This is a genomic window from Alkalilimnicola ehrlichii (assembly GCF_003399765.1).
In the GTDB taxonomy this organism is placed as follows: Bacteria; Pseudomonadota; Gammaproteobacteria; order Nitrococcales; family AK92; genus AK92.
This window is the reverse complement of record NZ_NFZV01000024.1, coordinates 21698-44976: the sequence shown is the minus strand read 5'-3', so window position 1 is coordinate 44976 and position 23279 is coordinate 21698. Positions and strand designations below refer to the sequence as shown.

The 23279-nt window shown below is 62.8% G+C and carries 17 protein-coding genes and 1 pseudogene; 13 read left to right on the top strand and 5 right to left on the bottom strand.

Features of this window, described 5'->3' with window-relative positions; genetic code table 11:
- Positions 1-11: 11 nt before the first annotated feature.
- On the bottom strand, positions 12-605 hold the full coding sequence (locus CAI21_RS18185) for a GntR family transcriptional regulator (RefSeq protein WP_258868211.1): 594 nt from the start codon (positions 603-605) through the stop codon (positions 12-14).
- A gap of 279 nt (positions 606-884) precedes the next feature.
- Here CAI21_RS18185 and fadI point away from each other — a divergent pair, with 279 nt between their 5' ends.
- Together fadI and fadJ are read left to right on the top strand one after the other, a co-directional pair.
- The gene (gene fadI / locus CAI21_RS18180) at positions 885-2201 is read left to right on the top strand and encodes an acetyl-CoA C-acyltransferase FadI (protein ID WP_116303594.1); all 1317 of its coding nucleotides are present in this window, start codon (positions 885-887) and stop codon (positions 2199-2201) included.
- Positions 2201-4378, top strand: a complete 2178-nt coding sequence (fadJ, locus tag CAI21_RS18175) for a fatty acid oxidation complex subunit alpha FadJ (RefSeq protein ID WP_116303593.1) — start codon at positions 2201-2203, stop codon at positions 4376-4378. Before fadI ends, fadJ begins: the two co-directional genes overlap by 1 nt.
- Before the next feature lie 26 nt (positions 4379-4404).
- On the opposite strand, the gene CAI21_RS18170 is transcribed toward fadJ, so the two are convergent.
- Positions 4405-4962 (bottom strand): MarR family winged helix-turn-helix transcriptional regulator, encoded by a 558-nt coding sequence (locus CAI21_RS18170; RefSeq protein ID WP_309544721.1) that lies wholly within the window; start codon positions 4960-4962, stop codon positions 4405-4407.
- Positions 4963-5400: 438 nt separating this feature from the next.
- On the opposite strand from CAI21_RS18170, the gene adh reads away from it, so the two are divergent.
- From adh to CAI21_RS18115, 10 genes and pseudogenes are all read left to right on the top strand, one after another.
- Positions 5401-6921 (top strand): aldehyde dehydrogenase, encoded by a 1521-nt coding sequence (gene adh / locus CAI21_RS18160; protein WP_116303592.1) that lies wholly within the window; start codon positions 5401-5403, stop codon positions 6919-6921.
- A gap of 358 nt (positions 6922-7279) precedes the next feature.
- Positions 7280-9348: pseudogene (locus CAI21_RS25705) on the top strand (TonB-dependent receptor family protein).
- A gap of 18 nt (positions 9349-9366) precedes the next feature.
- The gene (locus tag CAI21_RS24200; RefSeq protein WP_220348802.1) at positions 9367-9525 is read left to right on the top strand and encodes a hypothetical protein; all 159 of its coding nucleotides are present in this window, start codon (positions 9367-9369) and stop codon (positions 9523-9525) included.
- Positions 9456-9968, top strand: coding sequence for a cysteine hydrolase family protein (locus CAI21_RS18145; protein WP_220348800.1), 513 nt, complete (start codon positions 9456-9458; stop codon positions 9966-9968). The genes CAI21_RS24200 and CAI21_RS18145 overlap by 70 nt, the downstream gene beginning before the upstream one ends.
- Before the next feature lie 534 nt (positions 9969-10502).
- Complete coding sequence (locus tag CAI21_RS18140; RefSeq protein WP_309544968.1) at positions 10503-12257, top strand: PQQ-dependent methanol/ethanol family dehydrogenase; 1755 nt, start codon at positions 10503-10505, stop codon at positions 12255-12257.
- A 17-nt stretch (positions 12258-12274) separates the two neighbouring features.
- Positions 12275-12727: a cytochrome c-550 PedF gene (pedF, locus tag CAI21_RS18135; RefSeq protein WP_116303588.1), complete on the top strand. Its 453-nt coding sequence runs from the start codon at positions 12275-12277 to the stop codon at positions 12725-12727.
- On the top strand, positions 12714-13655 hold the full coding sequence (locus tag CAI21_RS18130) for a substrate-binding periplasmic protein (protein WP_116303587.1): 942 nt from the start codon (positions 12714-12716) through the stop codon (positions 13653-13655). Before pedF ends, CAI21_RS18130 begins: the two co-directional genes overlap by 14 nt.
- A 154-nt stretch (positions 13656-13809) precedes the next feature.
- On the top strand, positions 13810-14559 hold the full coding sequence (locus tag CAI21_RS18125; RefSeq protein ID WP_220348781.1) for a quinoprotein dehydrogenase-associated SoxYZ-like carrier: 750 nt from the start codon (positions 13810-13812) through the stop codon (positions 14557-14559).
- Complete coding sequence (locus CAI21_RS18120) at positions 14556-15512, top strand: quinoprotein relay system zinc metallohydrolase 1 (protein WP_220348773.1); 957 nt, start codon at positions 14556-14558, stop codon at positions 15510-15512. The genes CAI21_RS18125 and CAI21_RS18120 overlap by 4 nt, the downstream gene beginning before the upstream one ends.
- A gap of 41 nt (positions 15513-15553) precedes the next feature.
- The gene (locus CAI21_RS18115) at positions 15554-16081 is read left to right on the top strand and encodes a rhodanese-like domain-containing protein (protein ID WP_220348770.1); all 528 of its coding nucleotides are present in this window, start codon (positions 15554-15556) and stop codon (positions 16079-16081) included.
- On the opposite strand, the gene CAI21_RS18110 is transcribed toward CAI21_RS18115, so the two are convergent.
- The 3 genes from CAI21_RS18110 to CAI21_RS18100 form a co-directional block, all read right to left on the bottom strand.
- Entirely contained in the window at positions 16078-17532 is a 1455-nt protein-coding gene (locus CAI21_RS18110) for an ATP-binding protein (RefSeq protein ID WP_116303585.1), read from the bottom strand. The two genes, CAI21_RS18115 and CAI21_RS18110, sit on opposite strands and share 4 nt — an antisense overlap.
- Before the next feature lie 15 nt (positions 17533-17547).
- Positions 17548-18198 carry a response regulator gene (locus CAI21_RS18105; protein WP_116303584.1) on the bottom strand — a complete coding sequence of 217 codons (651 nt, stop codon included), beginning with the start codon at positions 18196-18198 and terminating at the stop codon, positions 17548-17550.
- Between the two features lie 201 nt (positions 18199-18399).
- Positions 18400-20511, bottom strand: coding sequence for a TonB-dependent receptor family protein (locus CAI21_RS18100; protein ID WP_181919518.1), 2112 nt, complete (start codon positions 20509-20511; stop codon positions 18400-18402).
- A gap of 411 nt (positions 20512-20922) precedes the next feature.
- Between CAI21_RS18100 and CAI21_RS18095 the strand changes: the two genes are divergently transcribed.
- The gene (locus tag CAI21_RS18095; protein ID WP_116303582.1) at positions 20923-22908 is read left to right on the top strand and encodes a sigma-54-dependent Fis family transcriptional regulator; all 1986 of its coding nucleotides are present in this window, start codon (positions 20923-20925) and stop codon (positions 22906-22908) included.
- The last annotated feature ends 371 nt before the right edge of the window (positions 22909-23279 follow it).

Here is a 23279-nt window from a genome sequence, read left to right as displayed (position 1 = left end):
GGGCGCCGGCATCACGCCGGCGTCAAGGCGTCCAGCGCCGCCCGCAATTCCAAATCGGCAATCCGCCGAATCATCGCGGCCGCTTCCACCGCTTCGCGGTCCGTTACATGCCGCATCATCCGCCGCAACAGCTCCAAATGCTGCGGCATTGCTTCGACTCGCCGGCGCCGCGAGAGATAGTGCACGCGGCGCAACGTCGGCTCGAAATCCGCCATCATTTCCGTTAACAACGGATTGCCGGCCACCGGCGCACAGGCGCGCCCGAAGGCCAAGACGTTTTCGTAGTAACCGTCCGCATCGCCCGATTCGGCGCACGAAATCAACTGTTCGGTAACGGTATAGATCGGCGTTAAGGTCGCCGGCGTCCAGTTGGCGGCGGTTCTACGACTCAAGAGCTCGTATAACGGCGTGACGATTTCGTAAAGATCGACCACATCCTTTGCCGACATATCGGCCACCACCGCGCCGCGCCGTGGCAGTATCCGCAGCAAGCGCCACTTTTCGAGAATCCGTAGCGCCTCCCGCACCGGCCCTCGACTGACACCCAACTCTTCCGCCAGCTGCACTTCGAGCACCCGCGCCTGCGCCGGTAACTGGCCGCGAATAATCCGCCCCCCACCGTTTCGGCAATGCGTTGCGATAGATTGCGATCCGACTTGCGATCCATAGCTTGCGACATGATTGACTCTCTGCGGCGAAGGACAAAGGCGCTAGCCGCGGCTTATAAGATTGTTAACAATTTCGTACTCAGAACATTGAATGTTGACAGTAAAGACTAATTGTAGTGAATTGTCGACAGAAAACCCGCCCTTCCGTTTTTTATCGACTAACGAGGGCGAATCGACTAACACCTGCGCTTTACCGAAGATTTAAGGAGAATCGCTGTGGCCGGAACCGGAAACACCAAAGGCAAGACAAAAGCCGGCGATCGCGTCGCCGTGGTGGCCGGGCTGCGGACACCGTTTGCCCGCCAGCTAACTGCCTATAAGGATTTGAATGCCATCGAGCTTGGCACGATGGTCACCACCGAGCTGCTCGCCCGCATGGATCTCGATCCGAAGCTGATCGAGCGCGTCGTTTACGGCCAGGTCGGTGTTTTGCCCGAAGCGCCGAACATTGCACGCGAAGTCGTTCTGGCCAGCGGTATGGATTACGCTACGGACGCTTACAGCGTCTCCCGCGCCTGCGCCACCAGCTTCCAGTCGACAGCGGATATCGCTCACGCCATTATGCTGGACGATATCGAAATCGGCCTTGCCGGCGGCGCCGACTCGGCCTCTGTGCTGCCGATTCAGGTCGGCAAGAAACTGAATCGGGCGCTGATCAAGTCCACCAAAGCCAAAACCACCGGCGAGAAACTGAAGCTGTTTAAAGGCCTCGGTTTAAAAGACCTGGCGCCCGTGGCCCCCGCGGTGAAAGACTACTCGACCAACCTTTCGATGGGCGATATCGCCGAGCAGATGGCCAAGAAACATGGCATCGGTCGCGAAGAGCAAGACCAGCTCGCCCTCCGCTCCCACCAGCTCGCCCATCAAGCTTGGGAGGAAGGCAAGCTGGATGCGGAAGTCATGCATGCGTTCGCCGCTCCTAATCAAGAACATATTCACCGCGATAATAACGTACGCGGCGACTCCAGCATGGAGCAGCTCGCCAAGCTACGGCCGGCGTTCGACAAAGCGCACGGCACGGTAACCGCGGCCAACGCCACCCCGTTAACCGACGGCGCGTCCAGCCTGGTACTGATGAAGGAAAAGCGAGCCCGCGAGCTGGGCTACGAGCCGCTGGGCTATATTCGCTCGATCGCCTTCAAGGCCATCAACCCGTTTGTCGACGGCTTAATGGGGCCGTCTCACGTGACGCCGATTGCCTTGCGTCGCGCCGGCCTCAGCCTGGCGGACCTGACCTTGATCGACATCCACGAAGCCTTTGCCGCACAAACCTTAGCGAACTTGAAAAACTGGCCGTCGAAGAAATTCTGCCAGGAAGTATTGGGCCTGGACGAGCCGATCGGCGAAGTGCCGGAAGAGAAACTCAATGTCCTGGGCGGCTCGATCGCTTACGGGCACCCGTTTGCGGCTACCGGCGGCCGCATGATCGTGCAAATGTTGAACGAATTACGGCGCCGGGGCGGCGGCACGGCGCTGACGACGGCTTGCGCAGCCGGCGGCCTGGGCGCGGCAATGGTATTGGAGGTGGCGTAATGGCAAAGCAAGCGGACACTCAAACGGCCCAACAGGATGTAGCGAGCATGTTCTCCCTCGATATCCGCAACGACGGCGTGGCTATCGTCACCTTCGACGTACCCGGCGAAAGTCAGAACACGCTGAAGATCGAAGCGGTCGACGAAGCTAACCGTCTGTTCGACGAGTTAGAGCAAAACAGCACCGTGAAAGCGGTGGTGTTCAAATCCGGCAAACCCGGCTCGTTCATTGCCGGTGCCGATATCAACATGCTGGTACGCTGCCAAACCGCCGACGAAGCGACTGAGCTGGCGCGCGGCGGCCAGAATTTCTTCAACCGCATCGAACGCTTCCGCGCGCCGGTCGTTGCCGCAATCGACGGCGCCTGCCTTGGCGGCGGTTTCGAGCTGGCGATGGCCTGTCATGGCCGAGTCGCCACCGACAACCCGAAAACCAGCGTCGGGCTACCGGAAGTTATGCTCGGGCTGCTGCCGGGCAGCGGCGGCACGCAGCGACTGCCGCGAATGATCGGCGTACCCGCCGCGCTCGATTTGATGCTCACCGGCAAGCACGTCCGCGCCAGCAAAGCCCTGCGCATGAAGCTGGTCGACGATGTCGTACCGGCCCCCATTCTGGAACAAGCCGCGATCGAGCTGGCGCAGAAACTGGTAAAACGACGGGAAACCGCCCAGCGTAAGCGCAGCCTGATGGACTGGGCGTTAGAGGGCAACCCGGTCGGCCGCAAAGTGATGTTCGATCAGGCCCGCAAACAAATGCTGGCTAAGACCAAAGGCAACTATCCGGCACCGAAGCGTATCATCGAAGTGGTTGAAATCGGCGTCAACCGAGGCTTTGAAGAAGGCTTAAAAGCGGAAGCCCGCTCTTTCGGCGAGTTGGCCATGACGCCGGAAATGCGCGAACTGACCCGCCTATACTTTGCCACCACCGAGATGAAGAAAGATCTCGGCGTCGCCGACGATAAGGTCAAGCCGCGCGAGATTCACCGCATCGGCGTATTGGGCGCCGGCCTCATGGGCGCCGGCATCAGCTACGTTACGATCGGCAAAGCCAAAATCCCGGTACGGCTCAAGGACAAGGAACCGCAAGGCCTATCGCGGGGTTTGAAGCAGATCCACGATACGATCGCAAAGCGGGTCGAGCGCCGCTCCATCACCAAAATCGAAGGCCAGATCGAGGGCAACCGGGTGACCCCTACCCTCGACTACAGCGGCTTTAAGAACGCCGACATGGTGATCGAAGCGGTATTCGAAGACCTCGGGCTAAAGCACAAAATGGTGCAAGAGATCGAAGCGCATTGCCCCGAGCACTGCATCTTCGCCACCAACACCTCCTCGATCCCGATCGGCCGGATCGCCGAAGGCGCCAAACGCCCTGAGCTGGTTATCGGTATGCATTATTTCTCGCCGGTCGAGAAAATGCCTTTGCTGGAAGTTATCGCTACCGACAAAACCCGCCCGGACGTGATCGCCACCACTGTCGATATCGGCCGCAAGCAAGGCAAAACGCCTATCGTGGTCAAGGACGGCGCCGGCTTCTACGTCAACCGGATTCTCGCGCCGTATCTGAACGAAGCCAGCCACCTGCTGAGCGAAGGCGTGGCGATCGACCGCATCGATAAGACGCTGACCCAGTTCGGCTTCCCCGTCGGGGCGTTCGCGCTGCTCGACGAGGTCGGCTTGGACGTCGGCACCAAAGTCGGCCCGATTCTGCACGAGGCGTTCGGCGATCGCATGAAGCCGGTCGAATCCGGCGACAAAATGCTCAAGGACGGCCGTTACGGCAAAAAGAGCAAGAAGGGCTTTTACAAGTACGAAGGCGTCAAAAAGGGCAAGAAAGAGGTCGACGAGACCGTCTACGACCTGCTCGGCGTCAAACCCGACAACAGCATGAACGAGGCCGAGATCGTCGACCGCTGCGTGCTGATGATGATCAACGAGGCCGCCCGCTGCTACGAAGAAGACGTTATTCGCAGTTTACGCGACGGCGACATCGGCGCTATTTTCGGCATTGGCTTCCCGCCCTTCCTGGGCGGCCCGTTCCGCTACGCGGACAACCGCGGAATCGGAGAGATCGTCGCTCGTTTGCAAGAGCTGGAAAAACGCTGCGGCATGCGTTTCCAACCCGCTCCCATTCTGGTCAAGCTCGCGGAGGAAAAGCGCGGCTTCTACCAGGAATAAGGACGATCACGCGCAAGCAACGGCGGCTACGACCGCCGTTGCTTTTCCTCCGCTGGCAACGCCTGCAACAGGCGATCCAGCGACTCGCGTAACGCCACTAGCTCCGAAAGAGGGAGACTGGCGGCGCATAACAAATGCCGCGGCACGACTTCCGCTCGGGCCTCCAGAGCCCGCCCCACAGCCGTTAACGAGACATGCACCTCGCGCTCGTCGTCCCGCGAACGCATGCGGCTTAGCAAACCGCGACTCTCCAATCGCTTTAACAGGGGCGTTAACGTCCCGCTATCCAAGTACAAGCGCTCGCCCACGTACTTGACGGTAGCACTCTGCTTTCCTCGCCGCCCCGCCTCCCACAGTACGAGCATTACCAGATACTGCGGATAGGTAAGCTCCAGCTCGTCGAGTAACGGGCGGTACAGCTTGGTTACCGCTCGTACGCCTGCATACAGCTTGAAGCACAGTTGTTGGTCGAGATCCAGCAAGGAATCTTCTGTCACGGCTACCCCAATAACTTCTCGATATCGGCCGTAATGGCCTCTGGCTTGGTCGTCGGCGTAACCGATCCACAGGACGCCCGGACTCACCGACTAAGCACTTAGTAAAATTCCATTGTATCCCTTTACTATCCATAATGCCGGGCGCCTGGCCCTTTTCCTACCTAGCAATCGCCTTTTTAACCTTAGCCTGCATAAGCGTGTCGAAGAAGCACCGCTTTGACGAACGGTTCTCTACCCTGCGCGCCGACCTCCGCCGGCGGCACTCCACCCTCAATGTTCCATGGCTGACACAGCGTCCCGGCGATTGTCCTGCCGACGCCACACAAAGCAAGGCCCAAACATTACCAAACAACGAAAATCCCCTTCGAATCTGTAGCTTGGTGAATATGGCCCGGCATTTGCTTCGTCCTATGCAAGTCGTGGCCACTTAGCCCGACTGCGCGGAGCGGAACCGGCCCGGCAACCGGCGCACGGCAATAGCCACCGCCTTAACGGTAAGACAACAATTCCATGAGGAGAAGCAAGATGATCTACGCTCAGCCTGGACGACCCGACGCAAAGGTCCAGATTAAGGCCCGTTACGGCAACTTCATCAACGGCGAGTGGGTGGCCCCTGTAGCCGGCAAGTACTTCGAGAACATTACCCCGGTTACCGGCCAAGCCTTCTGCGAGATTCCCCGCTCGGACCAGCAGGACATCGAGCGCGCTCTGGATGCCGCGCATGCCGCCAAAGACGCCTGGGGCCGCGCCTCGGTCACCGAGCGCTCCAACATCCTGCTCAAGATCGCCGACCGGATGGAGGCCAATCTAGAGCGCTTGGCGGTAGCCGAAACCTGGGACAACGGCAAGCCGATCCGTGAGACCCTGGCGGCCGATGTGCCGCTGGCCATCGATCACTTCCGCTACTTCGCCGGCTGCATTCGCGCTCAGGAGGGCACGCTAGGCGAAATCGACGAAACCACCGTCGCCTACCATTTCCATGAACCGCTCGGCGTAGTCGGTCAGATCATTCCCTGGAACTTCCCACTGCTGATGGCTGCCTGGAAGCTGGCGCCAGCGCTGGCCGCAGGCAACTGCGTGGTGCTCAAACCGGCCGAGCAGACGCCGCTATCGATCCTGATCTGGATGGAACTGGTGCAAGACCTGCTGCCGCCGGGTGTGCTCAACATCGTCAACGGTTTCGGCTTGGAGGCGGGCAAGCCCCTGGCCAGCAGCAACCGCATCGCCAAGATCGCCTTCACCGGCGAGACCTCCACCGGCCGCCTGATCATGCAGTACGCCGCCGAAAACATCATCCCGGTAACCCTGGAGCTGGGCGGCAAGTCGCCGAACGTCTTCATGCCGGACGTGATGGACGCCGACGACGACTTCCTGGACAAGGCGATCGAGGGCGTCGCCCTGGCCTGTTTGAACCAGGGCGAGGTCTGCACCTGCCCGTCGCGCGTGCTGGTACACGAGTCCATTGCCGATGAGTTCATCGCCCGCGTGGTCGAGCGCTTCCGCAACATCAAACAGGGCAACCCGCTGGATACCGACACCATGATCGGCGCCCAGGCCTCCTCCGAACAGCTGGAGAAAATCCTCAGCTACATGGACATCGGCCGTCAGGAAGGCGCCGAGTGCCTGACCGGCGGTGGCCGGGCTTCTGTGAGCGGCGGGCTGGGCGACGGGTACTACGTACAGCCGACCCTGTTCAAGGGCCACAACAAGATGCGCATCTTCCAGGAGGAAATCTTTGGCCCAGTGGTTGCCCTGACCACCTTTAAGGACGAAGCCGAGGCGTTGGAGATCGCCAACGACACGTTGTATGGCCTGGGCGCGGGCGTCTGGAGCCGCGACATGAACACCGCCTACCGTCTGGGCCGCGGCATCCAGGCCGGTCGCGTGTGGACCAACTGCTACCACTTGTACCCGGCACACGCCGCGTTCGGTGGCTACAAGCAGTCCGGCATCGGCCGCGAGACGCACAAGATGATGCTTGAGCACTACCAGCAGACCAAGAACCTCCTGGTCAGCTACAGCCCGAAAGCGCTGGGCTTTTTCTAAGCGCTTGGCCGCCGGCGACGACGGCCTCTCCTCCCCGTGGTCGCCGGCGGTTTTCTTTTTGGGTTTCGCTTACCTGGTATGCGTATACGCGGTTGCCAGGTGAGCGAAAGCCCTCTGCTTTAACGGGTCGGAGGCCGGAATTACCGCACAAGCCCCCATAGGCATTGGCCTTGGGCGAGAAACTGAAGGCGACACACGGGCGGCTTATGTGCCATCAGTGAGGAGTTCGCCGCGCTGCCGCCGGTGTCACCAGCAGCAAGTAGGAAAAGGTACGTTGGGTCCGCGGGGGGCGTGTTAGCGGTAAACCCGCACCGCAGCGACAACGATAAGCAAACCCTCGTTAGAGGCACCGTAGAGCATGTACTTTACCCATCTTCGCAGTGGCATACTGCTGGCGGCAAGCATCGGTCTAGGCGTGGTGGCGATGGCCGGCGGCCAGGCCGAAGCAACCGAGTCCCAGCGACTGGAGCCCATCGAAATCAGTTCGTCCCGGCTGACCCGCGACTGGCTGGAAACCCCCGCCTCGGTCAGCGTGGTGCACGCGGAACAGATCCACGAAGGACGCCAGCACCTGCAACTGGACGAGACACTGAACCGTGTCCCCGGCGTCCATGCCCAGAACCGCTATAACTTCGCTCAGAACCTACGAATCTCGATGCGCGGCTTCGGTGCCCGCGCGCCGTTCGGCATCCGAGGCGTCCACATCCTACTCGACGGGTTTGCGGAGACGCTCCCGGACGGGCAGTCGCAAACGGACATTGTCGATCTGGAATCGGTGGAACGAATAGAGGTCATCCGCGGCCCCGCTTCTACGCTGTACGGCAACGCCGCTGGCGGCGTTCTGGCAATCACTACCCTGAACGAGCCGGCAGCCCCTTATGTAGAGCTGCGCAGTACCGTAGGCAGCGACGACTTCCTGCGCTACGGCTTACGTGCCGGCGGTCGGAGCGGAGCGCTCAGCACCCACGTCAGCGTCTGGGATCTATCCTACGAGGGCTACCGATCTCAGAGCCGGGTGGAGAAGCGACTGCTGAACGGCAAACTTGGCTACGACCTCGGCGCCGACCGCCGTCTCAGCGCCGTTTTCACGGCACTGGATGCACCGGTGGGCGAAGACCCCGGAGGCCTTACCCTGGAGGAGGTGCGTGCCAACCGCAGGCAGGCGAACCCGCTCTCGCTACAGATGGACGCCGGTCAGGCAGTCGAGCACCAGCGGCTGGGCGTGCTCTACCGCGACGCGGCCAGTCTATCGGGCGAGCTGAATGTCAGGGCCTTCTACAGTCAACGCGATTTCGACCAACAGCTGCCCACCCTGCCCGGCGGAGCCAACGGCACCGGCGGCAACAACCCGCAGCTCAAGCGCGAGCTGATCGGCGCCGGCCTCGATTATACCGACGCCGTTCTCCTCGCCGGGGTGCCGCTGCGCTACACCGCCGGCTTCGAAGCGGCACGGCAGGAAGACGACCGGCGGCGGGCACGGGTGAGCGAGGCCGGGTTTGAACACTGGACCCAGGACGAGTTACAGACGGCGACCAGCCTCGCCGCCTTCGGCCAGCTCGACGTCGGCCTTAGCGAGCGTTTGGAGCTGACCCTGGGGGGCCGCTTCGACCGGGTACGCCTAGAGATCGACGACCGTTTTCACGATGGCGCCGGTTCCGGCCGGCGCGACTATGACGAGCCCAGCCTGTCCGCCGGCCTAACCTATCGGCTACTGCCGCTGCACAGTCTTTACGCCAACGTCGGCACGGCATTCGAGACGCCGACCTTCACCGAGGTCAAAGAGGCCAAGGCGGCGCCGGCTTCGAACGCGACCTGGAGCCGCAGCGCGCGGTGAACGTGGAGGTCGGGCTTAGAGGATTTCTCGGCGATCGCACCCAGTATGAGGTTGCCCTGTTCGCGGTTCGGACCCGCGACGAGATCATTCTGGTCAGCAACATGCCCAACGAGTTCGATAACGCCGGCAGCACCCGCCGCCATGGCGTGGAGTTAGGGTTGGAGCATTTTCTCACCGACCGCCTGTCGCTGACGACCGCCTATACCTGGGGCGAGTATCGCTTCCGCCGCTTCGAAGACGCCGCCGGCAACCGCTTCGACGCTAACCGCCTGCCCGGCCTGCCGGAGCACGCCTTGTTCGCCGAACTCGCCTGGCGCAACCAGGGCGTGTACGCCATTGTCGATGCCCGCGCCGAGAGCCGGGTCTACGCCGACAACACCAACACGGTCGAGGTACCCAGCCACACCGTCGTCAACGCCCGCTTGGGCACGACCCGCAGGAGCGCCGGCGTCGAGCTGGAGACCTTCGTCGCCATCAATAATCTCGCCAACGAGAAGTACTTCGACAACATCCGCGTGAACGCCTGGGGCGGGCGCTATTACGAACCCGCTCCCGAGCGCAACTTCTTCGCAGGTATGCGGGCCAGATTCTAACGACAGGAGAGAGAGACGATGACTACCGTAGGCACAACCCTTCGCGACCTCGTAGGCCTGGGCCACCAACCCACCCGCCTACAGGATGCGGCGCTGATCATGATCGATTGCCAGAACACTTATCTCAGCGGGGTAATGCAGCTGACCGGCGTCGACGCGCCCTCGAAGAAGCGCTGAAGTTACTGGAGGCGGCGCGCGAACTCAAGATCCCGGTTATTCACATCCAGCACGACGGCGGCGTCGGCAGCCCCTACGACGTCAGCGCCGAGTGCGGTGCAATTGCCGATGCAGTCGCTCCACAAGGCGATGAGCCGGTGATCGTCAAGAACTATCCGAACTCGTTCGTGCAGACCGATCTGGATGCGCGCCTGAAAGCCCTCGGGGTACAGAACCTGGTACTGGCAGGCTTCATGACCCACATGTGCGTGAACTCCACCGCCCACGGCGCCTTCAACCTGGGCTATGCGCCGACCATCGTCGCCAGCGCTACCGCGAGCCGACCGCTTAAGGCCGCCAACGGTAAGCTGCTCAGCGCGCAGCAGGTGCACGACGCGGCTATCGCGGCGACCCGAGACCTCTACGCCGCGACCGTGGATACGGTCGCCGACCTGCCGGCCTAGTTGCCCCCTCGGGCGGCAGCCGATCCGTCCTGACGCGCAGGAAAGCGCACCTCAAACCACCGGGCCCGCCGCCGCTGTAGTACCGATGCCTGTGCGGCGGGCTACGTCTTTGTTTCCACGCCCGTACCGTTACACCCCACTGTCCCGCCGGTGGAGCACTCCCGGCCCCACCCGGTGTCCCGTCAGCGACACAAGCTCTCTCTAATTGTCCGGCCGCCAATGCGGCCACGACGGCGGCCTAGCGCAAACGATGCCCACGATTCGCAAAGCCTGCTCGGGCACCGGGCGCGATCGGCGACAGTACGCTGCCCGTCTGGCACGCCCATTGCACTGAGCGTTAGTGCACCACCGACCGGCGGACGGGATGTGTGCCTGAAATCAAAAACAACCGCTGACATTGAGGAGAGACAACAAAATGAGAACGAAAACGAGTAATACCTGGTTATCGGGGGCGTTGGCATTTGCCGCGGCCCTGGTCGTCACCGGGGGCTGAGCAGCTACACCACGGCGGCCGATGCGCGCTCTGTACAGCCGGTGACGCAGGAGATGATCGACAATGATTTGGACGATGTAGAGCGCGTCGTTGCCTACGGCATGAATCCGCAGGCGCACCGCTACAGCCCGCTGGACAAACTCAACCGCGACACGGTGAAGCATCTTACCCCGGCTTGGGCTTTCTCCTTCGGCGGCGAAAAGCAGCGGGGGCAGGAGAGCTTCACTCTGGTTCACAACGGCGTGATCTACGTCACCGGCTCCTACTCCCGCATGTGGGCGGTGGACGCCCGCACCGGCAAACGGCTCTGGCAGTACGAGCACCGGCTGCCGGAAGGCATCATGCCCTGCTGCGACGTGGTCAATCGCGGGGCGGCACTGTATGACGATCTGGTTATCTTCGGCACTTTGGACGCCCAACTGGTGGCGCTGGACCGCGAGACCGGCCGCGTTCGCTGGCGCGACCGCATCGCCGACTTCCGCGCCGGCTACTCTTACACCGCAGCACCGATGATCGCCAACGACCTGCTGATCACCGGCAACTCCGGCGGCGAGTTCGGCGCCATCGGCGAAATCCAGGCACGCAACCCCAGGACCGGCGAGATGGTTTGGCGGCGGCCGGTAATCGAGGGCCACATGGGTACCCTGCCGGACGGTAGCGAGACCATGACCGGAACCCTCAATGCAACCTGGGAAGGCGAAGCCTGGAAAACCGGCGGCGGCGCACCGTGGCTAGGCGGCACCTACGACCCTGAGCTGAACCTGATCTACTTCGGCACCGGCAACCCGGCACCCTGGAACGCGCACTCGCGACCGGGTGACAACCTGTACTCCTCCAGCACCCTCGCGCTGGACGCCGACACCGGCGAGATCGTCTGGCATTACCAAACGACGCCGAACGACCACTGGGACTACGACGGCGTGAACGAGCTGGTGCTATTCGACATGGAGAAGGGCGGCGAGACCATTAAGGCTGCCGCTAAGGCCGATCGTAACGGCTTTTTCTATGTGTTGAACCGCGAGACCGGCGAGCTGCTGCTGGCCGAGAAATTCGTTAATCACGTCACGTGGGCAGAGGGAATCGACCTTGAAACCGGCCGGCCAATCGAGACCGGCGCCCGGCCGGGCAATCCGGCCGCAACCGACGGCGATCGCGGCGAATCGGTAACGGTTGCACCTGCTTTCCTGGGCGGCAAAAACTGGAACCACATGTCTTACAGCCAACGCACCGGGCTGTTCTACATCCCCTCGAACGAATGGGAGATGGAGATCTGGAACGAGCCGGTTACCTATCGGCGCGGCGCGGCCTTCCTCGGCGCCGGCTTCACCATCAAGCCGATCTATGACGACAAAATCGGCGTGCTGCGGGCGATGGATCCGAAGACCGGGGAAATCCAGTGGGAAGTACCGAACCGCACCCCGCTGTGGTCCAGCATTCTCACCACCGCTGGCGGCCTAGTGTTCTACGGCACGCCCGAAGGCTACCTGAAGGCAGTCGACGACGAAACCGGCGAGGAGCTGTGGAAATTCCAGACCGGCTCCGGCGTGGTTGGCCAACCGGTAACCTGGACGATGGACGGCGAGCAGTATGTGGCTGTGGTCTCGGGTTGGGGCGGCGCCGTGCCGCTGTGGGGCGGCGAAGTGGCCCCGCTGGTACGGGATATCAGCCAGGGCGGCATGCTCTGGGTATTCAACTTCCCGAAGAAGCGACCAAGCGTAGGGGACTATTCAGGCGTTGATGGGTCGCGGGCGCACTTATCGACCGCCCGCCGCTTCTCTTTCGGCAAGACCTTATAAATGCTGTGGTGCTTACGATGAAGACGATGACTATGAAACGGTTGTTCAAAGCAGCTGCCTTCGGCGCTGCATTAGCGGGCGCACCAGCGGTGCTTGCCCATGGCGACGTCACCCCGCAACCGGTGGACACGCAAGGCCTGCCCGAGTTGGACGGCTGGAAAACCGAAAACCCCTACCACGACGGCTCGGAGGCGCATGAAAAAGCGGTACGGGTCGGCGAGCGCGGCTATCAGGCCAACTGTGCTGTCTGCCACGGGCTTGGCGGCGCCTCCGGCGGTATCGCACCCGATCTGCGCCTGCTGGAACCGGGTTTCGACGACGAATACTACGTGGAAGCCGTACGCAAGGGTCGCGGCGCCGGCATGCCCACCTTCGAGGATGTGCTAGAGCAAGAGGCAATGTGGGCAATCTATACGTGGCTGAACACGATGCACGAACAGGCGATGGAGGAGCGGTATGGACCGAATTAAACAGTTGATCGCCGCAGCTGTAGTAGCCGCGGCACTCGTGGCCGGCTCCGCCCAGGCCGAACGCTGGGACAGCATCCAGCAAACCGGCCGCCTCAGTGTGGCCCTCTACGATGACTTGGCGCCGTACTCCTGCCAAAACCTGGACGGCCGCTTGGTAGGAGTCGACCTGGACCTAGCACGCGCCTTGGCGGAGCGGCTGGGACTCGAGCTCGACCTGGTCCCCTTCGGGGGCGGCGACAGCATGAGCGAAGACTTTGAAATGCTGCGGGAGAGCCCCCCGGCAGGGGAATGGGAGCCGGCCTCGCGCGAGGTGGCGGCCGATGTAATGCTGCACGTGCCGCTCGACCCGCTCCTTAGCGAGCGTAATCCGGAGGTGCAAATCCTAGCGCCGTACTATCACGAAAGCATGGCGGTGCTGTACGACAACGTCGCGCTGGGCGAACTGCCGACGCAAATCACGGACCCGCAACCGTTCGTCGGTCATCGCTTGGGTGTGGAGATGTACAGCCTCTCCTACGTGTTCCTGACCAATGGCTTCAACGGCCAATTACGCGCGGGCGTGGCGAATCACAAGAGTGTACCGGCGGCCGTGACAGCGCTGCTGAACGGCGAGGTAAGCGCGGTATTCGGCACCCGCACCGAGCTGCAGAACGCCCTGGCCGCTCACACCAGCCCTCGGCCGGGCTTGGCAATGAGCGACCTGGGGAATCTCTTCAGCACCAACCGAGTGCGCAGCAGCTGGGCCGTCGGGCTGGCCATCGCCGACGGCAATCCGCAGTTGGCGGCGCAGTTACGGCAGGCGATGGAGCAGCTGGACGCGGACGGCACGATCGAAGATATCTTTGCTAATTACGGCATCCCCCTGGTACGTCCCGGCGACCTCGGCGAGCTGATTCCGCACGCCGATGGCGCGGCTCCACCGGCATAACCCGCAGCGGGCTTGACCGCCAACAGCTCTGTCGCACGACTGTAAACGCGGGCCTGCTGTAAGTCTCGTCAACGACAACTAGGGGCTCAGGTACCGCGCTAATAAGGCGCGGGCCTGGCGCCCCGCCGCCTGGAGGTTACAGGAGGAGATCGCTATGAAGCCCATGCTTGCAGCGCTGGTGTTGCTCGCCTCGCTCGGCGTGCCATTGCTGGCCGTGGCCGCAGACCCGCTGGCATCGCCCGGCTGGCCGATCGCGCAGAATCGCTTCCTCACCGGCAAGACTTACGTGTTCGATGACCGTGTGCAGGTGATCGTACCGCGCGATGCCGAAGACTCCACGGCGGTACCTGGCTTCGTCCGCGTGCAGGGAATCCCCGATGTACAGCAGATCATGGTATTCGCCGAACTCAACCCGATTCCCATGATCGTGCAGTTCTGGCCGCACCGGCTGGAACCGAACATCGGGTTTCGCTTCAAGGTGCAGCAAGCCACGCCGGTGCGGGCAGCGGCCTTGGGGGCCGACGGCATCTGGTATATCGGCGGCGCCTGGGTGAACGCGGCCGGCGGCGGTTGCAGCGCGCCCAGCATCGCCAGTGCCGATGCGGACTGGGCAGAACGCCTGGGGGAGGTACACAGCCGCATCTGGAATCGCGGCGACGAGGGCCGCCGGTTGCGGCTGACCGTGATGCACCCGATGGACACCGGCCTGGCGGCGGGCATCCCGAAATTCTATCTGGAGGAGCTGGTGCTGGTCGACGATGCCGACAAACACCTGGGGCGGGTCGAAGTACACGCCTCGGTCGCCGAGAATCCCACCCTCACCTTCGATCTGCGCACCGGCGGCAGCGTCCGCATCCAAGGCGCCGACAACAACGGCAACCGCATGCTGGGGGAGGTAGAATGATGCCCCGGCTCAATGCTTTGCTAGGCTTTTACGCGCTCCTCTACGGCAGCTTCGCCGCCGCCCTCGACTACCAGTTGCAGCCGCGCGAGATCGCCGCCGGCGTCTACATCTTCGAAGGCCGCCAGGAGCATTTCACGCGCCATAATGGCGGCAATATCGTCAATACCGGCTTCGTCATTACCGATGCCGGCGTCGTCGTTATCGACACCGGCCCCTCCAGGTTGTACGGCGAGCAGATGCGCAAGGCTATTGCCACCGTCACCGATCAACCGCCGGTGCAGGTCTTCATCACTCATCATCACCCGGATCATTTTCTTGGCAATCAGGCTTTTGCCGATGTGCCGATCTGCGCGTTGCCGCTGACCCAGAAGATTATCGCTCGCGATGCCGACGCGCTGCTCGATAACATGTACCGCGCCGCCGGCGCCTGGATGGAGGGCACCGAGGCGGTAGCGCCGAACTGTCGCGCCGAGGCAGGCAAGTTAACGGTGGGCGAGCGGCGCCTGAGCGTGCTCGCCGTAGCCGGCCACAGCGGCGACGAGGCCTCCGATCTCATGGTCTACGACCACCGCAGCGGTACCTTGTTCGCCGGCGATATCGTATTTCACGGTCGCGCAGCAACTACGCCACATGCCAACATCCAGGTTTGGCTACAGGTACTGCGCGACCTGGAGCGCCAGCAGCCGCAGATCCTGGTACCCGGGCACGGCCCTACCGCTACCGATAGCCGAGCGATCCGCGAGACCGCGGCTTATCTTGAGTGGCTCGATACAACCCTGCGCGAAGCCGCCGCTGCGGGACTGGACATGGCAGAGGCCCTGGAGCTTGAGATACCCGAGCGATTCAAGTCGCTAGCCGTAATCGACGAGGAGTTCGAGCGCTCGGTATTCCATCTGTTTCCCGCCATCGATCAAGAGGTATTGCACGGCGGGGCCGGTAACGGTACACGCTGATGCGCTGGCTTCTGGCGGCGCTGGCGCTGCAGTTCCAGCTCGTGGCGGCTGCCGCTGGCGACCCGGTGTGGGACTACCCGCACATGAATGTGGCTGGCTACCGGGTGGCCCATTATCGAGCACCGACGCCGCCGACCGTGCCCGAAGGGCGCCGCGTCGACACCGCCGAGGTGGCAAAACTCGTCGCCCAGGGCGATGCCGTGCTGGTGGATGTGATGCCGGCGCTGCTGCGGGATACCGGCGCCGGGCTAAGCTGGATCGTGCTGGAGGAACGTCAACACATCCCCGGCAGCGTGTGGTTACCTAACGTCGGCCTGGGTCAGCCTGAGCCGGAGGTAGTCGACTGGTTCGAACGAAATCTGCAACAACTAACCGACGGTGACCAGGATCGCCCGCTGCTATTCTACTGCGTGAGCGACTGCTGGATGGCCTGGAACGCGGTCCGCCGCGCCTACCGTCTCGGCTTCCGCAACCTGCTGTGGTATGCGGAGGGCAGCGACGGCTGGGCGGCGGCAGGTAACGAGACTGTGGCCGCAAGTCCTCGGCCGTGGCTTTGCCGTGGAGGTTAAGAAGCGCTCCCCGCAAACCGGCACGGCGACGCGCGAGAGCAGTGCTTCGCGGCAGGAACTACGCGTACAGGTGGGCGATCTGCCGCGCCGGTCGGACCCCACCGCAGGGCCGGCACCGCGGACTCGGCCGCAGCGCCGGACCGCGCCAGAGGCACCGTCACGGCAATCAGGGTACCGCGCCTGCTGCTGGCCAGCCGCAGTCTGCCGTTTAAGCTGGCGATCCGCTCCTGCATGCCGAGCAGCCCGAAGCCTCGGGGTACCGCCCCCGGCTCGAAGCCGCGACCATTGTCCCGCACTTTCAGACAAATCCTGCTCCCGCTCCGCCAGAGGCTGATCGCCACCTCGCTGGCATCCGCGTGACGCGCAATATTGGTCAGGCACTCCTGGGTCACCCGGTACAGATGAATCGCCAAATCCGGCTCGATATGCAGCGCTTGCAACGGCTCGCAGCGCCAGCGGATATGCGTATGACGGGCGCCCCATTCCGCCATCATCTGGCGCAAGGCCAGAGCTAGGCCGAGTTCCTCCAGGACGGCCGGATGCAGCCTGTGGATCAAGGTCTGAGTGAGGTCAAAGACCTTGCTGGCGGTTCCGGCGATTGCCTCGGCCGCGCTCCTGGTGTCGTTATCACCGGCCGCCCGTGCGATGGCCACAGCCTCGGCATGGATGGCGGTCAGGCACTGCCCCATCTCGTCGTGCAGTTCCCGCGCCAGGTGGCGGCGCTCCGCTTCCTGCACCTCGAGTAATCGGCGGTTAAGCTGACGATTGCGGGCGCGACTGCTCGCCAGGGCCTCGGCCAAGCGGTTGAACTCACGGCTGACTTGATCGAGTTCCGGCGAGCGCAGTCGCGGCAGACGGCTGCCGTAATTTCCTGCCCGCAAGCGGTCTAGACCCGTAAGGATGTCACCCAACGGGCGCAGCGCACGGCGCAGCGACAGCTGCGCCAGCAGATTGGCCAACAGGGCAAACCCCAGCAGCAGGGCCAGAAGGCCACGCGAACCCCGCCAGGCCTCGGCGATCTCGTCGGCAGGTTCCGCATGCACCAGTACCCACACCTCCTGCGTGGGGTCTAACCGAATGCTGCGATAGAAGACATCCACCGGCGGCTTCACGGCGTAACTGAACCAGGCCGGTACCGCAGCCGGTCGCGGCGGCATGCGGGTATGAAACGGCGGCGCCTGTATGCCATGGTAAAGCTCCAGGCGGATATGCCGATGCGTCCCCAGGCTATCGATCTTGGTCAGTAGATGATCGCGGGCAGCGTCGTCTAGCTCCATCTCGCCCAGAGCTTGGATGTGGGCCTGCAACAGCTGCCCGGTAAGCTCGGAGGCCGAGCGCAACTCGGCCGCCACGGCCTGCCGGGCATTGTGGACGATCGTCCACAGCCCCAGCAGCAGAAACACCAGGGTGACGGCAGCTAGCAGCAAATGCAGACGTCGACCGAGGCTCATGAGCTGTGCGCACCGTCAGGCATCGACTACGCCCTCGCGGATGGCCAGCCGGGTCAGGTCGGCAGCGTTGCTCAGGCCCAGCTTGTCCTTGATGCTGCAAGCGTGATTGGCCACTGTCTTGTAGCTGATATTGAGCAATGCGGCGATGCCGTGGGTGCAGCGGCCCTCCGCCAATAGGCGAAAGATCTCGAATTCGCGTGCCGACAGGTTGCGCAACGCCGATTCGCCGCCCGCCGTGTCCTGCTCAAGCGCCAACGCAAGCCCCTCGTGCAGATAGCGTTCGCCGGCCGCCACCGCCAGCACCGCGTCCACCAGCACCTGCGGCGCGCTGGACTTGGTGATATAGCCCTGCGCGCCGGCCGCGAGCGCCTGTTCAACGAACACACCCTGGTCGTGCATGCTGAAAACCAGCACACGGGCATTGCCGGCGCGGCGACGCAGGCGGCGCAGCGTCTCCAGGCCACTCATTCCCGGTAACGAGAGATCGAGCACAACCACATCGAAGTCGCCGGCCGCGAACAAGACGTATGCCTGCTCGCCGCTTTCCGCCTCGCACACCTGCCAGCTCGGCCCCGCCTGTTCGAGCAGACGCCGGAAGCCGGTTCTCACCACCGCATGGTCGTCAACTAGCAGAAGACGCAGGCCTACGCTTACCGGAAAGCTCATACGAAGACTCCGCAAAACAATCATTACATCTTTGATTTAGCAAGTTGAGGGCCAACTAGAGCTGAAGCCTGAGCTTACGCCGGTCCGCCCACGGCAGCGTAACCGGCCGGTGTATCGCTTTTGATACACCGGCCAGGGATGCTGTCATAAAAGGGAGCACAAAGGAGCCTCTGCACCGACGTGCGCGGACGCCCGCTCAGGCTAGAACTGCGCCTCGAAACCAGCGTACAGGTGGCGGCCTATGCCGGGGGTAATTCCGTCGGTGCGATTAGCAATGTACTCCCGATCGGTGAGGTTGCGACCGCCGACGAACACACGCAGATCGTCGGTCAAGCGATAGTTGGCGGTCGCATCGAATAGCGTGTATGCGGGCACGGTGCCGGTCTGGCCGTCAGCCCGCGTGGTTTCGGTGTTCGCATTGTCCACGTATTGCTCGCCCACATGCCGCGTGCCGATCCGGGCATCTAGCGGACCGTACTCGAAGCCCAGCGCCAGATAACCGGAAAAGCGCGGCGCGTACGGGAACTCGTTACCCGCCACCAGCCCCTCGTCGGGGACGTCGCGACGGAACTCGGTGTCGAGCAAGGTGGCGTTGGTCAACAGATAGATGTTCCAGTCGGCATCGTGAAATGCCCAGGAATCGATCCGCAGCGCCAGTTCGGCCCCGCGCAGGCGGGCGCGGCCGGCATTGAAGCGCACATGGCCTTCTGCGGTACTCTGACTAGCGATGATATCGTCGTAATCGATATAGAAGACCGAAAGCTCCGCGGCGATCGGTGCCATTGGAGTGGTACGCAACCCCAGCTCGTAGTTCAGGCTGAGCTCCGGAGCCGGCCGCTCGTCGATGGCGGGCTGCGGCGGCGAGATTCCCCGGTGCACGCCGCCAAACAGTTCAAGGCCGGTTATCCCGTCCCAGTTCAAACCAATACCGGGTAGCAGTTCGCCGAACTGCCGCTCGGCCGTAGTTTTATCGCGACCGCTACGCTCGCGGACTTCGTCAAGCTCCCAACGCTCCAGACGCAGGCCCGGCGTGATTCGTAGATGGCCGAAACGGCTGGTGTTCTGCAGAAATAGCGCGGTCGCTCTGACGTCGAAGACCTCGCGGCGGCAGTCCTCGCCCCCGCGCAGGCGAGTGCAAGCGGGCAGGCGACTGCCGGGCTCATCGCCGAAGAACTGCTGCCGAACCCCCCGCTCTTTCTGATAACGGGCGCCGGCCACCAGTCGGTTGCTAACACCGAGTAGCTGGTGATCGTGGATGACTCGCGGCTCTATGCCGATAACGCGGTAATCGCGCGGGCGCATCTGGTTGCCGCAGTCGGCGGCATTGGCAAGGTTTTCGGCGTCAATGCCGTCCGGGCAGTTGGCCAGCTCGTCCGATCCCCCCGTCTGCCGCCACGCGGTACGCTCGGTCGTATTGGCGTAGAGGTTGGTGGTAAGGCCGGTACGGTCGCTAAGGAAGAGCTCATGGGTCAGCTGCCCCGCCACCCGCTCGACGGTAAACCGATCGTCGGGCAGGCGATTGCGGCGCGGATCCTGCTGGTAGTCCCGTTCCGTCATGCCGGCCTCGCCGCCCCGCTGGTGCTCATTCAGCGCGGTAACCTTGAAAGTCAGCCGGTGGCCAGGCTCGAACTCGGTGATCGACTTAAACATGATGTCGTTGATGCGCTGCTCCTCGCCGCGCAGTGGACCGTCCATCTGCTGGTGAATAAAGTCCACCAGCAGGCCGGTGTTGCCATAGGTGCCACCGGCCGAGACCTGGGCGTCCAGGTAGCCGAGGTTACCGGCCGCGCCGCCGATGCGCACCTCCGGCTGTAGCGGCGGATTGCGGGTTAGGTAATTGACCGCGCCGCCTATGGTCTGCGGGCCATACATGATCGCCCCCGATCCTTTAATGACCTCGATGCCGCGCAACCGACGAGCGTCCGGCTGATAGTGGGTGGTAGAGTCGCCATAGGGTGCCAGCTGTATGGGCGCCCCGTCCTCCAGCAGGTGCACCTTGCGCGAGCGTCGCGGGTTCAGGCCGCGCAGGCCGATGTTGGAGCGCCGCCCCAGCGGGTCTTCGGCCGTGGCAACGACACCGGGCAGGGTGGCGAGGATCTCGTGTACCGTTACCGGCCGTACCTGCTCCAGCTCGTGCTCAGCGACCGCCGCACCGGCACCGGGGACACCCGCCAGGTTCACTTCGCCGCTAAAGATTTCAATCGGCGACAAGGTCGTTACGCGGATCTCGGCCGCCGCCAGCGGCACCCAGGCCAGCAGTAGGCTCGGCCAAAGGCCGCTGTGGATTCGTAATTTCATCCGCTGTTTATTCATTTTCCGCTCGCTCCTCCGCATGACATCCCCAAGACGACCGTGCAGGCGATCGCTTAATGCTCGTTCACGATCAGGTATTACTTATCTTCCACAGGTCGCCCCGGCGATGACATGGGACATCTTCCCGGCATGCAATTTGCTAATCGGTTGAGAGTGCCAGCGCGTCTCTGAGATGGACGGAGGTCGGCATGCTGCAAATATTGGAAACTTGCTGTACGTTAAAATAATGATCTGTTTATAAGCAGGATAAGCAACGACAGCAGGTGTCATCGGCCGGCGAGCAGAGAGGGCCGGATATGGCAGAGGGAGTTTGGCTGAATAAATAATTGTTTGCTTATATAAAAGCGAGACGCCCGAGACGAGGCGTCCAAGACGAGGCGCCACAACGAGGGCGCCCGCGGAGGAGAGAACATGAACTATGCCGTGAACCCGGATTCGACCGCCGTGGCGAGCTGGAATGAAGGTGCCACTGCCGGCGAGGAATTCGACAACCAGGTAATCCTGGAGTCTTGGGAGCGCTGCGAAAACGTCTACCGGCTCAGCCCCAGCGCACGTCATCGGGCCAACGTCCTCGAAAGCGTGCGGTTGAAGGAAGAGCGGCAGAAACATAACGATTTGCTGCAAATCGCTCGGGCCGAAATGCACCGTTTGTACCGACAGTTCGCCGGCTCCGGTTGGTCGGTGCTCTTCACCGATCAACAGGGCGTGGTACTCGACTATGTCGGCGACGCTACCCTCAAGCCCGACTTCCGCTCCGCGGGCCTTATACTGGGCGCGATATGGAGCGAAGAACATCAGGGCACCAACGGTATCGGCACCTGCATTAAGGAAAACCGGCCGGTCAGCGTACACCGCGACCAGCACTTCCGCCTCTGCCATCAACAGCTCAGCTGTTGCGGCGCCCCCATCTGGGGGCCCACCGGCGACCCCATTGCAATTCTCGACGCCTCCACCGTCTCGGCTCTGGAAACGCCGGAACGGCAGCAGCACACGCTCGCGCTGGTCTCCATGTCGGCACAGTTCATTTCCAAGTGGCGGTTCCTACGCGAGTACGAGGACGCAATCATCGTACGCTTTCACAGCCGCTGCGAATATATCGGCCTGGTCAACGACGGTGTCCTGGCGGTCGACTGGGAAGGCCGGATCGTCGGCGCCGACCACAAAGCCTCCAGCTATCTTGGCGCCATGATCGGGCAACCGTTGCCGGGACTCTCCATCGACCAGGTTTTCGATATCAGTCCGGCAGCCCTGGCCGAGCGGGCAGAACGCCCTTACCTGCCCTACTGTGGGGTGCGCACCGCCAACGGGGCCCAGCTCTACGCCCAGATCCAGCTTGGGGCACGAGCAGGCGAGCAGCGCAGCCGTAACAACAGCCGGGTGCAGCGCATCCCATCCAGTCCGAGCCGCGCCCTGGAGCAGCGGGAGGCCTTGTGCTCGCTGGAGAACCTGCGCGGCGGCGACCCCCGCATGGCACGAAGCATAGACCGCGCCTACAAGGTTATCGACCGCGACATCCCGATTCTGCTCAATGGCGAAACCGGCACCGGCAAGGAGCTGCTAGCGCGGGCGATACACGCAGCCAGCCAGCGCCGCCACAAGCCTTTTGTAGCGGTCAACTGTGCCGCCATTCCCAAGGATCTAATCGAAAGCGAGTTGTTCGGCTACCGCCCTGGGGCCTTCACGGGGGCTGCTCGCGGCGGGCGCAAGGGCAAGATCGAACAAGCCGATAGCGGCATGCTATTCCTAGACGAAATCGGCGATATGCCGCTGGAACTACAGGCACGCCTGCTACGGGTACTGGAGGAGCGGGAGATCGTTCCGCTGGGAGGCGACGAGCCCCAGCCGGTAGACTTCGCGCTGGTTTCGGCAACCCATCGCGATCTACCGCAACTGGTGGCCGAGGGCGTGTTCCGCGAGGACCTCTACTACCGCCTCAACGGCCTGGCGCTGGAGTTGCCGCCTTTGCGGCAACGCAGCGACCGCGAGCAGGTCATTCGAGCAATCCTCGAACTCGAAAGCGGCGGCAGTGTTGAACTACAGCCGGCAGTCCTACAGGCTCTCGTGACCTATTCCTGGCCTGGGAATATCCGGCAGGCTCGCAATGTCCTACGGACCGCGGTGGCGTTATGCGAGGGCGAGACAATCCGCCTGACCGAATTGCCGGATGAGATCGCCGCCTGCGCTGAGCAGGAAGGCTGCGATGGCGACTCCGAAACGCTGGCGTTGCAGGACAGCCCGCTGGCCGATGCCGAGCGGAGAGCGCTACTGACCGAGCTGGAACGCCACGGCGGTAACGTCAGCCGCACCGCGGAGACGCTAGGCATGAGCCGCAACACCTTGTACCGAAAGATGCGGCGGCACGGTATCGCGATGCGCGGACTACCGCCCAAAGATTGAGGAATCGCTTAGGGACATGCGAGGATTTGAACGCCCCTCGCATGTCCCGATAATGTGGCACCCTGGTGCCGGAAGCCACACAGATTGTCACAAATCTGAAATAGCGCGGCGCGTGCTCCCCCTCTCCGATTTAGCGCAATCCCGTGTCGCCGGAGAAGTTCGGCGCTTTACTCGAGACTGGGCATGAATTTTGCCATCGTGCTCGTACAACCGTCACAAGTAGCCAGCCTCGCTAGCGGGCGAACGTGGAATCCCGATCGAGCAGGAAGAGGAGCGAGCGATGCGCCGGAGAGCCCTTCCATCGAACCTAGCCCGCCTCCCGCAGCCCGGAAGCGGCCTAACCTCCCACTGCCGGACCGACACGCACTCGG

Bases quoted from the DNA above. Each gene is read 5' to 3' on its own strand.
- fadJ (WP_116303593.1), top strand. From the start codon at position 2,201: ATGGCAAAGCAAGCGGACACTCAAACGGCCCAACAGGATGTAGCGAGC.
- adh (WP_116303592.1), top strand. From the start codon at position 5,401: ATGATCTACGCTCAGCCTGGACGACCCGACGCAAAGGTCCAGATTAAG.
- CAI21_RS24200 (WP_220348802.1), top strand. From the start codon at position 9,367: ATGACTACCGTAGGCACAACCCTTCGCGACCTCGTAGGCCTGGGCCAC.
- pedF (WP_116303588.1), top strand. From the start codon at position 12,275: ATGAAGACGATGACTATGAAACGGTTGTTCAAAGCAGCTGCCTTCGGC.
- CAI21_RS18130 (WP_116303587.1), top strand. From the start codon at position 12,714: ATGGACCGAATTAAACAGTTGATCGCCGCAGCTGTAGTAGCCGCGGCA.
- CAI21_RS18125 (WP_220348781.1), top strand. From the start codon at position 13,810: ATGAAGCCCATGCTTGCAGCGCTGGTGTTGCTCGCCTCGCTCGGCGTG.
- CAI21_RS18120 (WP_220348773.1), top strand. From the start codon at position 14,556: ATGATGCCCCGGCTCAATGCTTTGCTAGGCTTTTACGCGCTCCTCTAC.
- CAI21_RS18110 (WP_116303585.1), bottom strand. From the start codon at position 17,532: ATGAGCCTCGGTCGACGTCTGCATTTGCTGCTAGCTGCCGTCACCCTG.
- CAI21_RS18105 (WP_116303584.1), bottom strand. From the start codon at position 18,198: ATGAGCTTTCCGGTAAGCGTAGGCCTGCGTCTTCTGCTAGTTGACGAC.
- CAI21_RS18100 (WP_181919518.1), bottom strand. From the start codon at position 20,511: ATGAATAAACAGCGGATGAAATTACGAATCCACAGCGGCCTTTGGCCG.
- CAI21_RS18095 (WP_116303582.1), top strand. From the start codon at position 20,923: ATGAACTATGCCGTGAACCCGGATTCGACCGCCGTGGCGAGCTGGAAT.